The sequence below is a fragment of the Tahibacter harae genome (genome assembly GCF_024437735.1).
Lineage (GTDB): Bacteria > Pseudomonadota > Gammaproteobacteria > Xanthomonadales > Rhodanobacteraceae > Tahibacter > Tahibacter harae.
This window is the reverse complement of record NZ_JANFQO010000023.1, coordinates 1-13,199: the sequence shown is the minus strand read 5'-3', so window position 1 is coordinate 13,199 and position 13,199 is coordinate 1. Positions and strand designations below refer to the sequence as shown.

General features: G+C 68.2%; 12 protein-coding genes. All 12 read left to right on the top strand.

Annotated elements, in window-relative coordinates:
- Window positions 1-132 precede the first annotated feature (132 nt).
- Window positions 133-4,014, top strand: coding sequence for a phosphoribosylformylglycinamidine synthase (gene purL / locus NM961_RS19720; RefSeq protein ID WP_255916136.1), 3,882 nt, complete (start codon window positions 133-135; stop codon window positions 4,012-4,014).
- Window positions 4,011-4,664 carry an exosortase H-associated membrane protein gene (locus tag NM961_RS19715; RefSeq protein WP_255916135.1) on the top strand — a complete coding sequence of 218 codons (654 nt, stop codon included), beginning with the start codon at window positions 4,011-4,013 and terminating at the stop codon, window positions 4,662-4,664. Before purL ends, NM961_RS19715 begins: the two co-directional genes overlap by 4 nt.
- A gap of 10 nt (window positions 4,665-4,674) precedes the next feature.
- Window positions 4,675-6,411 (top strand): type II secretion system ATPase GspE, encoded by a 1,737-nt coding sequence (gspE, locus tag NM961_RS19710; protein WP_255916134.1) that lies wholly within the window; start codon window positions 4,675-4,677, stop codon window positions 6,409-6,411.
- A 63-nt stretch (window positions 6,412-6,474) separates the two neighbouring features.
- Window positions 6,475-7,692 carry a type II secretion system F family protein gene (locus NM961_RS19705; protein ID WP_255916133.1) on the top strand — a complete coding sequence of 406 codons (1,218 nt, stop codon included), beginning with the start codon at window positions 6,475-6,477 and terminating at the stop codon, window positions 7,690-7,692.
- Between the two features lie 14 nt (window positions 7,693-7,706).
- Window positions 7,707-8,141 carry a type II secretion system major pseudopilin GspG gene (gene gspG, locus NM961_RS19700; protein ID WP_255916132.1) on the top strand — a complete coding sequence of 145 codons (435 nt, stop codon included), beginning with the start codon at window positions 7,707-7,709 and terminating at the stop codon, window positions 8,139-8,141.
- Window positions 8,142-8,147: 6 nt separating this feature from the next.
- A complete protein-coding gene (locus NM961_RS19695; protein WP_369334901.1) occupies window positions 8,148-8,687 on the top strand; it encodes a GspH/FimT family pseudopilin in 540 nt (179 codons plus the stop codon).
- The gene (locus NM961_RS19690; RefSeq protein WP_255916130.1) at window positions 8,684-9,202 is read left to right on the top strand and encodes a type IV pilus modification PilV family protein; all 519 of its coding nucleotides are present in this window, start codon (window positions 8,684-8,686) and stop codon (window positions 9,200-9,202) included. Before NM961_RS19695 ends, NM961_RS19690 begins: the two co-directional genes overlap by 4 nt.
- Window positions 9,199-9,909, top strand: a complete 711-nt coding sequence (locus tag NM961_RS19685) for a prepilin-type N-terminal cleavage/methylation domain-containing protein (RefSeq protein ID WP_255916129.1) — start codon at window positions 9,199-9,201, stop codon at window positions 9,907-9,909. Before NM961_RS19690 ends, NM961_RS19685 begins: the two co-directional genes overlap by 4 nt.
- Window positions 9,906-10,799, top strand: a complete 894-nt coding sequence (locus NM961_RS19680) for a type II secretion system minor pseudopilin (protein ID WP_255916128.1) — start codon at window positions 9,906-9,908, stop codon at window positions 10,797-10,799. Before NM961_RS19685 ends, NM961_RS19680 begins: the two co-directional genes overlap by 4 nt.
- Window positions 10,799-12,004 carry a PilN domain-containing protein gene (locus NM961_RS19675; RefSeq protein WP_255916127.1) on the top strand — a complete coding sequence of 402 codons (1,206 nt, stop codon included), beginning with the start codon at window positions 10,799-10,801 and terminating at the stop codon, window positions 12,002-12,004. Before NM961_RS19680 ends, NM961_RS19675 begins: the two co-directional genes overlap by 1 nt.
- Window positions 11,979-12,596: a type II secretion system protein GspM gene (gene gspM / locus NM961_RS19670; protein WP_255916126.1), complete on the top strand. Its 618-nt coding sequence runs from the start codon at window positions 11,979-11,981 to the stop codon at window positions 12,594-12,596. Before NM961_RS19675 ends, gspM begins: the two co-directional genes overlap by 26 nt.
- The coding region (locus NM961_RS19665; RefSeq protein ID WP_255916125.1) for a type II secretion system protein, XpsN-like at window positions 12,593-13,199 on the top strand (607 nt) is incomplete at its 3' end. The genes gspM and NM961_RS19665, both read left to right, overlap by 4 nt.

Here is a 13,199-nt window from a genome sequence, read left to right as displayed (position 1 = left end):
GATCAACGGCGGCCCAGGCGACGGGGCCGCCGTTTTGCCGTCTGCGGCCGGCATGGCCGGCGATGGCGATTGCCGGACGCCAGCGGTTATCATGCGCGCCCTTCTGCGAACCCCGCTCCGGAACGGCCTTACATGATCGCGCTCGACGGGCAAAACGCCCTGTCTGCCTTCCGCCTGGAACGCCTCAACCGCCAGCTGGCGGAGATCTTCCCAGGTGCCCGCGTCACGGTTGCGCGCTATGTCTACCTGCTCCAGGCCGCCGCGCCGCTGGACGAGGCCGGACACCAGCGCCTCGCCCAGGTGCTCGAAGCCGGCACCGCGCCGGCGCTGGGCGCGCTGTTCTGGGTGGTGCCGCGGCTGGGGACGATCTCGCCCTGGTCGAGCAAGGCCACCGACATCCTGCGCGGCTGCGGCTTCGACGTGGAGCGGGTGGAGCGCGGCATCGCCTTCGACCTGGCCGGCCCGCCCGGCGCCGGTTCGCCGGCCTGGGAACCGCTGCTCAAGGTGCTGCACGATCCCATGACCCAGAGCGTGGTCTGGAACCTCGCCGACGCCGCCCAACTGTTCGGCAGCGGCAGCCCCGGCGCGCTGGGCCTGATCGAGCTGGGCGCAGACCCGGCCGAGGCCCTGCGCCAGGCCAACCAGCGCCTGGGCCTGGCCCTGGCCGCCGACGAGATCGACTACCTGGCGGCGCGCTACGGCGAGATGGGGCGCAACCCCAGCGACGCCGAGCTGATGATGTTCGCGCAGGCCAATTCCGAGCATTGCCGGCACAAGATCTTCAACGCCAGCTGGACCGTGGACGGCAAGGAGCAGGAACGCTCCCTGTTCGCCATGATCAAGAACACCCACCAGCAGTCGCCGGCGCATACCTTGTCGGCCTATTCCGACAATGCGGCGGTCATCACCGGCAGCGAAGGCGCGCGTTTCTTCGCCGACGCCGACGGCGTCTACCGCGCCCATGTCGAGCGCATCGACTACGCCATCAAGGTGGAAACCCACAACCATCCGACCGCGATCGCGCCGTTCCCGGGCGCCTCCACCGGCTCGGGCGGCGAGATCCGCGACGAAGGCGCCACCGGCCGCGGCGGCAAGCCCAAGGCCGGCCTGACCGGCTTCTCCGTGTCGCATCTGCGCATTCCCGGCCTGGCGCGGCCGTGGGAGACCGAGCGCCCACTGCCGCCGCGCATGGCGTCGGCGTTCGAGATCATGCGCGACGGCCCCATCGGCGCGGCCTCGTTCAACAACGAATTCGGCCGCCCGGCCCTGGGCGGCTATTTCCGCAGCTACGAGCAGGAAACCGGCCTGCCCGGCCTGCGCCGCGGCTATGACAAGCCCATCATGATCGCCGGCGGCCTGGCCAACCTGCGCTCGCAGCACGTGGAAAAGCGCAGCCTGCAGCCGGGCGATGCGGTCATCGTGCTCGGCGGTCCGGCCATGCTGATCGGCCTGGGCGGCGGTGCGGCCTCGTCGGTCGCTTCCGGCACCAGTTCGGCGGAACTGGATTTCGCCTCGGTGCAGCGCGACAACCCGGAAATGGAGCGCCGCTGCCAGGAAGTGATCGACCACTGCTGGAGCCTGGGCGAGGGCAATCCCATCGTCAGCGTGCATGACGTCGGTGCCGGCGGCCTGTCCAACGCCATCCCCGAGCTGCTGCACGATTCCCGCGTCGGCGGCCGCATCGACCTGGCCAGGGTGCCCAGTGCCGATCCCGCGCTGTCGCCGATGCAGCTGTGGTGCAACGAATCGCAGGAACGCTACGTGCTCGGTGTGCAGCCGGCCGACCTGGACCGCTTCGAGGCCATCTGCGCGCGCGAGCGCTGCCCCTATGCGGTAGTCGGCACGGCCACGGCCGAGCAGCGCCTGACCGTGGGCTACGGCATTGGCGCGGCCGACACCGGCGCCGATGCCGCGGCGGCCATCGACCTGCCCATGGACGTGCTGTTCGGCAAGGCGCCCAAGATGCACCGCGATGCCAAGCGCAAGGCGCCGCGCGTGGACCTGGTCGCCGACTGCCTCGGCATCAATCTGGCCGAGGCGCTGCAGCGCGTGCTGCAGTTCCCGGCGGTGGGCTCCAAATCCTTCCTCATCACCATCGGCGACCGCAGCGTCGGCGGGCTGTGCGCGCGCGACCAGATGGTCGGCCCCTGGCAGGTGCCGGTGGCCGACTGCGCCGTGACCCTGGCCGATTTCCAGGGCTATGCCGGCGAAGCCATGGCCATGGGCGAGCGCACGCCGCTGGCGGCGCTGTCCAGCGCCGATGCGGCGCGCATGGCGGTGGGCGAGGCGCTGACCAACCTGGCCGCCGCGCCGGTGGCGGACCTGGGCGAGGTGCGCCTGTCCGCCAACTGGATGGCCGCGGCCAGCTTCCCGCACCAGGACGCGGCCCTGTTCGACGCGGTCCAGGCCGTGGGCATGGAGCTGTGCCCGGCCCTGGGCATCTCCATCCCGGTGGGCAAGGATTCCCTGTCCATGCAGACCGTCTGGCACGACGGCGAGCGCGAACAGAAGACCATCGCCCCGGTTTCGCTGATCGTCAGCGCCTTCGCCCGGGTCGGCGACGTGCGCCGCGCGCTGACGCCGCAGCTGCGCCTGGACAAGGGCGAGACCGAGCTGTGGCTGATCGACCTGGGCGCCGGCCGCAACCGTCTCGGCGGCTCGGCCCTGATGCAGGTGTTCAACCGCACCGGCGGCGTGCCGCCGGACCTGGACGACGCGGCCAGCTTCAAGGGCTTCTTCGACTGTATCCAGCAGGCCAATGCCCAGGGCCTGTTGCTGGCTTACCACGACCGCGCCGACGGCGGCGTGCTGGTAACCCTCATCGAGATGGCCTTCGCCGGCCGCTGTGGCCTGTCCATAGGCCTGGACGGCTGGGCCGAGAACACCTTGCGCGCGCTGTTCAGCGAGGAACTCGGCGCCGTGGTGCAGCTGCGCCGCGACGACGTACCGGCGTTCAAGGCCCTGCTGGAGCAGCACGGCATCGCCAGCCTCGCGCACATGGTCGGCCGGCCCAAGGAAAAGCAGCAGATCTCGCTGCGCCTGGGCGACGACACCCTGGGCCGCTGGGACTGCAGCGACCTGCTGCGCACCTGGTCGCAGACCAGCCACGCCATGCAGCGCCTGCGCGACAACCCGCTGCTGGCCGATGCCGAGCTGGACTGGCGCTGCGACGGCGACGATCCGGGCATCAGCCCCAAGCTCACCTTCGACCCGGCCGAGGACGTGGCCGCGCCCTACATCGCCAGCGGCGTGCGCCCGCGCGTGGCGGTGCTGCGCGACCAGGGCGTCAACGGCCAGATCGAGATGGCCGCGGCCTTCACCCGCGCCGGCTTCGACGCGGTCGACGTGCACATGTCCGATCTGCAGAGCGGCCGGCGCAGCCTGGCCGAGTTCCAGGGCCTGGCGGCCTGCGGCGGCTTCTCCTACGGCGACGTGCTCGGCGCCGGTCGCGGCTGGGCCACGTCCATTCTGTTCAACAATGCGCTGCGCGAGCAGTTTGCCGCTTTCTTCGCCGATCCGCGGCGCTTCGCCCTGGGCGTGTGCAACGGCTGCCAGATGCTGGCCAACCTCAAGGACATCATCCCCGGCGCCGACTACTGGCCGCGCTTCCGCCGCAACAGCTCCGAGCAGTACGAAGCGCGCTTCGTCACTCTGGAAGTGCTGGAATCGCCGTCCATCCTGCTGCGCGGCATGGCCGGCTCGCGCATCCCGGTGGTGGTGGCGCACGGCGAAGGCCATGCGGAATTCGCCCAGGGCAGCGACTACAACCGGGTCCAGCCCTGCCTGCGCTTCGTCGACAACCGCGGCAAGGCGACCGAGGCCTATCCGCTGAATTCCAACGGATCGGTCGGCGGCCTGACCGGCCTGACCGCGGCGGAGGGCCGCGTCACCATCATGATGCCGCACCCCGAGCGCGTGCACCGCAGCGTGCAGATGAGCTGGCGGCCGGATGGCTGGGGCGAAGATTCGCCCTGGATGCGCATGTTCCGCAACGCGCGTGCCTGGGTGGGATGAAGCTCAGTCCGCTCAAGCGTTTCCTGCTCGCGGCCCTGGCCTGGCTGCCGCTGTGCTTTCTGCTGTGGTGGTGGGTGTCCGGGCTGACGGTCAAGCTGCCGGTGTGGCTGGCCGGCGAGGCCCTGCGCGGCCTGTGGCCGGACCTGATCACCAGTGTGAAGCAGGGCTTCGACAATTCCGGCATGCCGGTGATGGATGTGCTGACCAGCGTCACGGTGACCCAGACCGCACCGGACGGCCGCATCGCCACCGGCTTCCTGGAACCGACCATACGCCCGCTGCTCTACGGCTATTCGCTGCCGCTGTTCTTCGGCCTGTGCCTGGCCACGCCGCAGGACGAGGAACGCCGCTGGGGCCAGCTGATGCTGGGCTGCCTGGCGATCTGGCTGGCCCAGGCCTTCGGCCTGGCCACCGACGCGCTCAAGATCCTGGCGCTGAATTCGGGCCCGGAAGGCGCCGCCGCCATCCAGGCCGCCGGCCTCAACCTGAACGTGATTGCCCTTTGCTACCAGTTCGGCTATCTGATCCTGCCGACCGTGGTTCCGGCTGCCCTGTGGCTGGCGCTCAACCGCCGCTTCATCGAATCCCTGACCGGGCGCAAGTTCGGGGAACCCGGCGGCGGTAGCACCGGTCGAAGCGCCGCCTCCTAGGAAAGAAGTCATGTCCGCGCAATTGCAGGAAGTCGAGCCCGGCCTCGAAGCCGTCACCGCGAACCTGGACGAAAGCATCAGCTCGTTCCTGGTCAAGAAGGGCCGCCTCAAGGAGGCGGACCTCGCGCGGGCGCGCCGGGTGCACGAGGAATCCGACAACGATTCCCTGGTCGACCTGCTGACCCGGCTGGGCCTGGTGTCCGAACGCGACATGGCCGAGTCCATGGCCGAGATGCTGCGCCTGCCGCTGCTGGCGGCCAAGGATTTCCCCGAGTCGCCGCCGCCGAACGTGGCCCTGTCGGTGCGCTTCCTCAAGCAGCACCACGTGGTGCCGGTGAGCGAGAGCGAGACCGAGGTCGGCCTGCTCGTGGCCGATCCGGCCGAGGCCTATCCGGCCCAGGCGGTGGAACTGGCCACGGCCAAGAAAGTATCGCTGCTCGTCGGCCTGCGCTCGGAGATCGACGATCTGATCGAGCGCTACTACGGCCAGGGCCGCTCGGCCATGGGCACCATCGTGGAAACCCTTTCCGACGAGGCCACCCGCGGCGAGGACGACATCGAACACCTGCGCGACCTCGCCTCCGAGGCGCCGGTGATCCGCCTGGTCAACCTGATCGTACAGCGCGCGGTCGAGCAGCGCGCCTCGGACATCCATATCGAACCGTTCGAGAGCCGCCTCAAGGTGCGCTACCGCATCGACGGCGTGCTGCACGAAGTAGAGTCGCCGCCGGCGGCATCCACGGCGGCGGTGATCTCGCGCGTGAAGATCATGGCCAAGCTCAATATCGCCGAGCGCCGCCTGCCGCAGGACGGCCGCATCATGCTGCGCGTGCAGGGCAAGGAGCTGGACCTGCGTGTATCGACCGTGCCCACGTCCTGGGGCGAGTCGGTGGTCATGCGTATTCTTGACCGCGAAAGCGTGGTGTTCGATTTCCACACCCTGGGCTTCACCGACGAATTCCTGCCGCAGTTCATGAAGGTGCTGGAACTGCCGCACGGCATCATGCTGGTGACCGGCCCCACCGGTTCGGGCAAGACCACCACGCTGTACACCGCGCTGGCCAAGCTCAACCAGCCCGACGTCAAGATCATCACGGTCGAAGACCCGGTCGAATACCAGATCGAAGGCATCAACCAGATCCAGGCCAAGCCGCAGATCGGCCTGGACTTCAGTCACGCGCTGCGCTCCATCGTGCGTCAGGACCCGGACATCATCATGATCGGGGAAATGCGCGACCTGGAGACCTGCCGCATTGCGATCCAGTCGGCGCTGACCGGACATCTGGTGCTGTCCACGCTGCATACCAACAACGCCGCCGGCGGCATCACCCGCCTGCTGGACATGGGCGTGGAAGACTATCTGCTCACCTCCACCGTCAACGGCATCCTGGCCCAGCGCCTGGTGCGCCGCCTGGACAAGGCCCATGCCGAGGCCTACACGCCGCTGCCCGAGGTGGTGCGCGAGTTCAATCTCGACAAGCTCGGCGGCCCGGGACCGCTGCAGCTGTACAAGCCCATGCCCAGCCCGAACTATCCCAGCGGCTACTACGGCCGCACCACGATCATGGAATTCATGGTCATGTCCGATCCGCTGCGGCGCCTGGTGATGCAGCACGCCGGCATGGGCGAACTCGAACAGCAGTCGCGCAGCGAAGGCATGCGCACCATGTACGAGGACGGCCTGGTCAAGTCGCTGGCCGGCGTCACCACGATCGAAGAAGTGCTGCGCGTGACCCAGGAAGGCTAGGGGATGTCCCGCACCGAGCCGTCTCCCCTTTCTCTGCCGTAAGAACCAGCGCGCCCACTCCCCATGCCTTTGTTCCGCTACAAAGCCGTAACCCCTGCCGGCGAGACGCTCGAAGGCCAGATGGAGGCCGCGTCCACCGACGAGGTCATCGCCAAGCTGCAGGACGCGGGCAATATTCCGCTGGATGCGCGCGCGGCCGATGCGGCCGAGGGCGGCAGCCTGCTCAGCCTGCTGACCCGGCGCAACACCTTCGGCGCTGCTCAGGTGGTGCAGTTCACCCAGCAGCTGGCGACCATGCTCGGCGCCGGCCAGCCGCTGGACCGCGCCCTGCAGATCGTGCTGGACCTGCCCAGCGACGAGAAGGCGCGGCGCATGCTCGAACGTGTGCGCGACACCGTGCGCGGCGGCGCGCCGCTGTCGGATGCGCTGGAGGCCGAGCACGGCGTGTTCTCGCGCCTGTACGTGAACATGGTGCGCGCGGGCGAGGCCGGCGGTTCGCTGGACGAGACCCTGCGCCGCCTGGCCGACTACCTGGAACGCACGCGCGAACTGCGCGGCAACGTCATCAACGCGATGATCTACCCGGCCTTCCTGATCGGCATGGTGTTCGCGTCGCTGATGATCCTGCTGATCTACGTGGTGCCGCAGTTCGTGCCCATGTTCAACGACATGGGCGTGGAAATGCCGCTGATCACGCGCATTGTGTTCGGCGTGGGCACGGTGCTGCAGAATTTCTGGTGGCTGCTGCTGGTCGGCGGCGTGTTCGGCTTCGCCTGGCTGCGGCGCCAGTACGCCCAGCCGGATACGCGCCTTGCGCTGGATTCGCGCCTGCTCTCGCTCAAGGTTGCCGGCGACGTGGTGCTGAAGCTGGAGACCGCGCGTCTGAGCCGCACCTTGGGAACTTTGCTCAAGAACGGCGTTCCCTTGCTGGGTGCAATGACCATCGCGCGCAACGTGATGAGCAACGCCGCCCTGTCGGAGGCGGTGGGCGCGGCGACCGAGGAGGTCAAGCGCGGCAACGGCCTGGGCTTCGCCCTGGCGCAGAGCAAGCGCTTCCCCAAGCTGGCTCTGCAGATGATCGCGGTAGGCGAGGAATCCGGCGAGCTGGACGGCATGCTGCTCAAGACTGCCGACACCTTCGACCTGGAAGTGAAGAACACACTGGACCGGCTTCTGGCCGCGCTGGTCCCGGTGGTGACGATCGTGATGACGGTGCTGGTGGCGCTGATCATGATGGCGATCATCCTGCCGATCATGAACCTGGCCGGTTCGGTTCAATAAATCGGGAGAATGCAATGAAGTATAGTTTTTCAAGTTATCGCGGCGTGCGCGGCGGCCAGCAGGGCTTCAGCCTGCTGGAAATGCTGGCGGTGATCGTGCTGATCGGCATTGTCGCCGGCATCGTGGTCAACCAGGTCGGCAAGAACGTCGACAAGGGCAAGTGGAATTCGGGCAAGGCGCAGGTGGCCAAGCTCGCCATGAGCATTGAATCCTACGCGCTGGACAACGGCGGCCCGCCGGACAAGCTCGAGGACCTGGTCACCAAGCCGGCCAACGCGCCGAACTGGAAATCCGGCTATGCCAAGGAATCGGATCTGAAGAGCCCGTTCGGCAACGCCTTCGGCTACAAGAAGCCCGGCGAGCACGGCGACTTCGACCTGATCTTCTACGGCAAGGACGGCAAGCCGGGCGGCGAGGAATACAACGGCGACTTCGGCAACTGGCAGTAATGGCCGATGTGGACCGGGAACCGCGCCCAGCGTATCGGCAGCGCCGAGAGCACCGCGCGCGCTGAGGCGCGGCGGCGCGGCGCGCCGCGTTTCCGGTCCAATGCGCGCCAGCGCGGCTTCAGCATGCTGGAGCTGATCGCGGTGATCGTGCTGATCGCCATTGCGATCACGGTAGCGTCGGTGTCGGTCAGCAATTCGCTTGGCGGCGCGCGGATCCAGGCCGCCAGCCGCGATCTGGTCGCCGCGCTGCGCTATACGCGCGGCCAGGCCATCGTCAAGGGCGAGCAGAAGACCCTGGACGTGGACCTGGAAGACATGAGCTACCAGGCGCCCGGCAAGGCCGCGGTCAAGTTTCCCGACAAGATCGAGGTGAAGCTGCTGACCGCGCAGAACGAGCTGATCCACGAGAAGGCCGGACGCATCCGCTTCTATCCCGACGGCAGTTCCACCGGCGGCCATATTTCCATCATCGCCGGCACGCGCGAATGGCGCGTCAATGTGGGCTGGCTCACCGGCGAAGTCGACCTGGAGGAACTGCGCGAATGAGGACGCCGGTGTTTCCCGCGCGCCAGCGCGGCTTCAGCCTGATCGAGATGGTCGCCGCCTTCGTGGTGTTCGCGCTGGGTTTCGGCGTGCTCATGGGCATATTGACCGCATCCATCCGCAACACCCGCCTGGCCGCCGACTACACCCAGGCGGCGCTGTGGGCGCAGACCCGGCTGGACGTGGTCGGCATCGGCGAGAAGCTGGAGCCCGGCCGCAAGAGCGGCCGCTTCGACGACGCCTTCCGCTGGGAGCTGGAGATCAGCAAGTACGAGCCGCCGGATACGACCGCTGCGTCCAATGTGGAAAGCTTCCAGGGCATAGACATGTTCCGCGTCGACCTCGAAGTGCTCTGGGGCGAACGGCGCAATCCGCGCAGCGCGCACTTCGTCACCCTGCGTTCGGCCAATGCCGATGCCGGCGTCACCGGCGGCGGCAGCGGCGATCCCGGTGTCGATCCGTCCTCGGGCTCGTCCTCGCGCGACAGGAACCGCGGCAACCGGGAAAGCAAGCAATGAAGCGCGCCGCGGCCGGTTTCAGCCTGCTCGAGGTGCTGCTGGCGATCACCTTGCTCGCCTTGCTGCTCACTGGCGCGATGGGCGCGATCACCGCGGCCACCCGTGCCATGCATGCGGGCGAACAGAACATAGAGCGCACCAACCGCCTGCGCGTCGCGCAGGAGTTCATCCGCCGCGAAGTCGGCCGCACCCTGCCGCTGGCCTTCGGCCAGGAGCGCGGCAGCGGCACCAACTTCGTGTTCCAGGGCGAGAAGGACTTCGTGCGCTTCGTCGCCCCCATGCCCGGCCATCTCAGCCGCGGCGGCCCCTACGTGCAGACCCTGGAACTCGCCCGCGGTCCGCGCGGCCTGCAACTGCTGTTCACCCACCACATGCTCAACGGCTTCGACCTGGACAAGCTCAAGCAGGACGAGGGCGATAACGAGGCAGTGCTACTGCTCGACGGCATCCGCTCGGGCCGCTTCGAATACCGCAAGTTCGACGACCAGAACGAGCTGGAAGACTGGAAGGACGAGTGGGAGAACCCGTCCAGCCTGCCGGTGATGATGCGCATAGACCTGGAGATGACGGCCGAGTCGGGCCTGGTCTGGCCGGTCATGGAAATCCCGCTGATCCTCGACACCAGCGGCGGCATACGCCTGTTCCAGCGCCGGGAGTCCGGTTCGGGCAACGTGCGCAATCCCCAGCCCGGGGAGTCGACCGAGTGAGGCGGCGCGCTTCCCGCGGCGTCGCGTTCATCCTGGTGCTGTGGGTGATCGCGCTGATGAGCATTCTGCTCGGCAGCTACGCCGTGATTGCCCGCACCGAGAACCTGCAGGCGCGCCATCTGTTCGACGCGACTGCCGCGCGCTATGCCGCCGAATCGGGCATACACCGCGCCGTCTACGAATTGCGCAATCCCGATCCACTGACGCGCTGGGTGGCCGACGGCCGGCCCTACGAGTTCGATTTCGACGATGCCCACATCGAACTGCGCATGACCGACGACAGCGGCAAAATCGACATCAACGTCGCCGATGCGGTGATGCTCAAGGCCCTGTTCCAGTCCACCGGCCTGGAGGAACTGCGTGCAGAGGAGCTGGCCGACGCCATCGTCGACTGGCGCGATCCGGACGATCTGGCCGGCGTGCACGGCGCCGAGGAATCCGAATACAAGCAGGCGGACCTGAAGTACGGGCCGCGGAACGCGCCGTTTGAAACGGTGTCAGAAATCCAGCAGGTGCTGGGGATGGACTACGACATCTACCGCAGCATAGAGAAGGCCATCACGCTGTATTCCGGCCGCAATCAGCCCAGTGCCGGCTACGCCCCCATCGAAGTGCTGCGGGCGCTGCCGGGAATGACCGAGGAACAAGCCCAGATGATCCTGACCCAGCGCCAGGCCTTGCCGCCGGGCAGCCCGCCGTCCGGCCTGCTGCTGCCCGACGGAACCCCCGTCGTGGCGGAGGGTGGGGGGCTGACGTATAGTATCGAGTCCCGCGCCACGCTCCCCAACGGCTCCAGCACCCGTCTGGATGCCACCATCCGGCTGGGCGGACAAGGCGTGGGCGGCAGGCCGTTCGTGGTCCTGCGCTGGCGCGACGGCGAAGATCAGTAATGGCCATCCTAGACGTGCTCGAACCTCAGCTCGTCCGCTTGCGGGCGCGCTATGCCAAGACACCGCTGCCGCGCTTCTTCGCGTGGTGGGGCGGCGAGCTGTTGTCGTTCCTGCCCGCCTCCTGGCGGGCCGCCCTGGCGGAAGGGCGCGAAGCGCTGCTGCTGCACGTGGCCGACGGCCAGCTGGTGCTGCGCCGCGAGACCGCCGCCGGCGCGGCCGATTTCGCCCAGATCGATCTGAGCCAGGACGTGGACGTGCAGCGCGGCGATTTCCAGCGCCAGCGCGCGCGCATCGACGAACCCCAGCTGCGCCAGTTTTTCTGCGTGCCGGCCGCGCGGGTGCTGCGGCGCAACCTGAACCTGCCGGCCGCGGCCGAGGAGAACCTGCGCCAGGTGCTCACCTTCGAAATGGACCGGCAGACGCCGTTCAAGGCCGACCAGGTCTATTTCGACTGCGTGGTGCGCGGCCGCGACGCCAGCGGGCGCCAGCTCAACGTGGAACTGGTGGTGATCCCGCGGACCGCCTTCGACGAGGAGCTGGCCCCGGTCAGCCAGCTCGGCATTCCCCTGGACGGCGTGGACTGCTGGCTGGACGTGGCCCAGGGCCAGCGCTGCGGCGTCAACCTGCTGCCAGCCGAGCGCCGCGCCCGGCGCAGCAATCAGCGCCTGTGGATCAACCTGGGCCTGGCCGCGCTGGCGGTGATGCTGGGCCTGGGCGTGGCCGCGCGCACGGTGGACAACCGCCAGGTCGCGCTGGACAACATGACCAAGGACGTCGAGGCCGTGCAGCAGGAGGCCAAGCAGGTCGCCGCGCTGCGCAAGACGCTGGAAGACACCATCGACTCGGCCAACTTCCTGACCCAGAAGAAGCGTGCCGCCGTGCCCACGGTGCTGCTGCTCAAGGACCTGACCGAGCGCCTGCCCGACAGCACCTACCTGGAACGCCTCAACGTCACCGAGGACGGCCGCGTCGAGCTGCAGGGGCTGAGCGACAAGTCCGAGGCGCTGATCGCCGACCTGCAGAAATCCGAGGTGCTGGCCGACCCCGCCTTCCAGGGCGTGGTACAGCCGGATCCGCGCGTGAAGAAGGACCGCTTCAACCTGGTGGCCCAGCTCAAGCCGCGCAACACGGCTCCGCCCAAGGCGGCGCCGGCGGCCGAGAAGAAGGAGGGGGCCGCGAATGCGCCTGATGCCGGAAAAGAATAATGGCCGCCTGCTGGCGGTCGTGCTGACGCTCATCGTGCTGCTGCTGGTCTACCTGCTCGGCGTGCACTGGTGGTTCGTCGCGCCGCACCTGGAAATCGCCTCGCAGATGAGCGACCTGCGCGAGCAGCAGCAGCGCTTCCGCGAGACCAGCCTGCAGAAGCCGGAGCTGGAAAAGCGCCTGGCCGAGGTGCGCGACTTTGAACAGAGCAACCAGGCCTTCCTGAGCCAGACCGAGGCCGCCACCGCGGCGGCGGACCTGATCCAGCGCATGAAGCAGGCCGTATCCGAGCACACGCCGGCCGAATCCACCCGTTGCCAGGTGCTGACCCACCAGCAGCTCAATGGCGGCAAGCCGGAGCTGTACGAAAAGGTCACCATCCAGGTGCGCATGCGCTGCGACCTGGAGCCGCTGTCGTCGATTCTCTACAAGCTGGAAACCGGCAAGCCCTACCTCTTCGTCGACCAGCTCATGATCTACAAGCAGAACTACGGCTACGTCGCGCCGGGCCAGAAGCAGCCGCAGCAGAGTGCGCTGGATATCCGCTTCAACCTGTCGGGCTATCTGCGCAAGCGCGGGGCGGAGAAGACATGAACGCACGCAGCGCGCAACTGATTACCCTGGGCCTGGCCGGCGTCTGCGGCGTCATGGCCCTGGCCGGCGTGCTGGCCTGGATGGGCGCCGGGCGTGGCTATGGCTGGCTGCCCGACGCCGAGGCGCCGCCGGTCACCGGCGTTGGCCGCATCGACGCCGACGCGGTCGCCATGGCGCCGGAATCGGATTTCGCCGAAGTGCGCCAGCGGCCGATCTTCAACGAGGACCGCAAGCCCACGCCGATCGTCGAAGAGCAGCCTGCCGTGGTCGTGCCCCAGGTGCCGCTCAACATCACCCTGACCGGGATCGTGATGACGCCGGACCTGAAGCTGGCCATGGTGCGCGACAACGCCAAGAACGAGGCGCTGTCCCTGCGCGTGGGCATGCCGCTGTCGGGCGACCAGCAGATCTGGACCCTCAGCGAGATCCGCGCCCGCAGCGTGGTGTTCAAGAATCCGCAGGACGAGAGTTCCGAGGTGGAACTTGAGGTCGCGCCGGGACTCACAGTTCCGCCCAGTGCGCGGGCGGCGCCGCCGCCGCCGCCGCAGCCGGGTGCGCCGCCTGTGCCGCCGCCGGCCGTGGCGCCTGCGCCCGGCGCGCCGG

Coding starts and splice junctions, on each gene's coding strand:
- purL (WP_255916136.1), top strand. CDS start 133: ATGATCGCGCTCGACGGGCAAAACGCCCTGTCTGCCTTCCGCCTGGAA.
- NM961_RS19715 (WP_255916135.1), top strand. CDS start 4,011: ATGAAGCTCAGTCCGCTCAAGCGTTTCCTGCTCGCGGCCCTGGCCTGG.
- gspE (WP_255916134.1), top strand. CDS start 4,675: ATGTCCGCGCAATTGCAGGAAGTCGAGCCCGGCCTCGAAGCCGTCACC.
- NM961_RS19705 (WP_255916133.1), top strand. CDS start 6,475: ATGCCTTTGTTCCGCTACAAAGCCGTAACCCCTGCCGGCGAGACGCTC.
- gspG (WP_255916132.1), top strand. CDS start 7,707: ATGAAGTATAGTTTTTCAAGTTATCGCGGCGTGCGCGGCGGCCAGCAG.
- NM961_RS19695 (WP_369334901.1), top strand. CDS start 8,148: ATGTGGACCGGGAACCGCGCCCAGCGTATCGGCAGCGCCGAGAGCACC.
- NM961_RS19690 (WP_255916130.1), top strand. CDS start 8,684: ATGAGGACGCCGGTGTTTCCCGCGCGCCAGCGCGGCTTCAGCCTGATC.
- NM961_RS19685 (WP_255916129.1), top strand. CDS start 9,199: ATGAAGCGCGCCGCGGCCGGTTTCAGCCTGCTCGAGGTGCTGCTGGCG.
- NM961_RS19675 (WP_255916127.1), top strand. CDS start 10,799: ATGGCCATCCTAGACGTGCTCGAACCTCAGCTCGTCCGCTTGCGGGCG.
- gspM (WP_255916126.1), top strand. CDS start 11,979: ATGCGCCTGATGCCGGAAAAGAATAATGGCCGCCTGCTGGCGGTCGTG.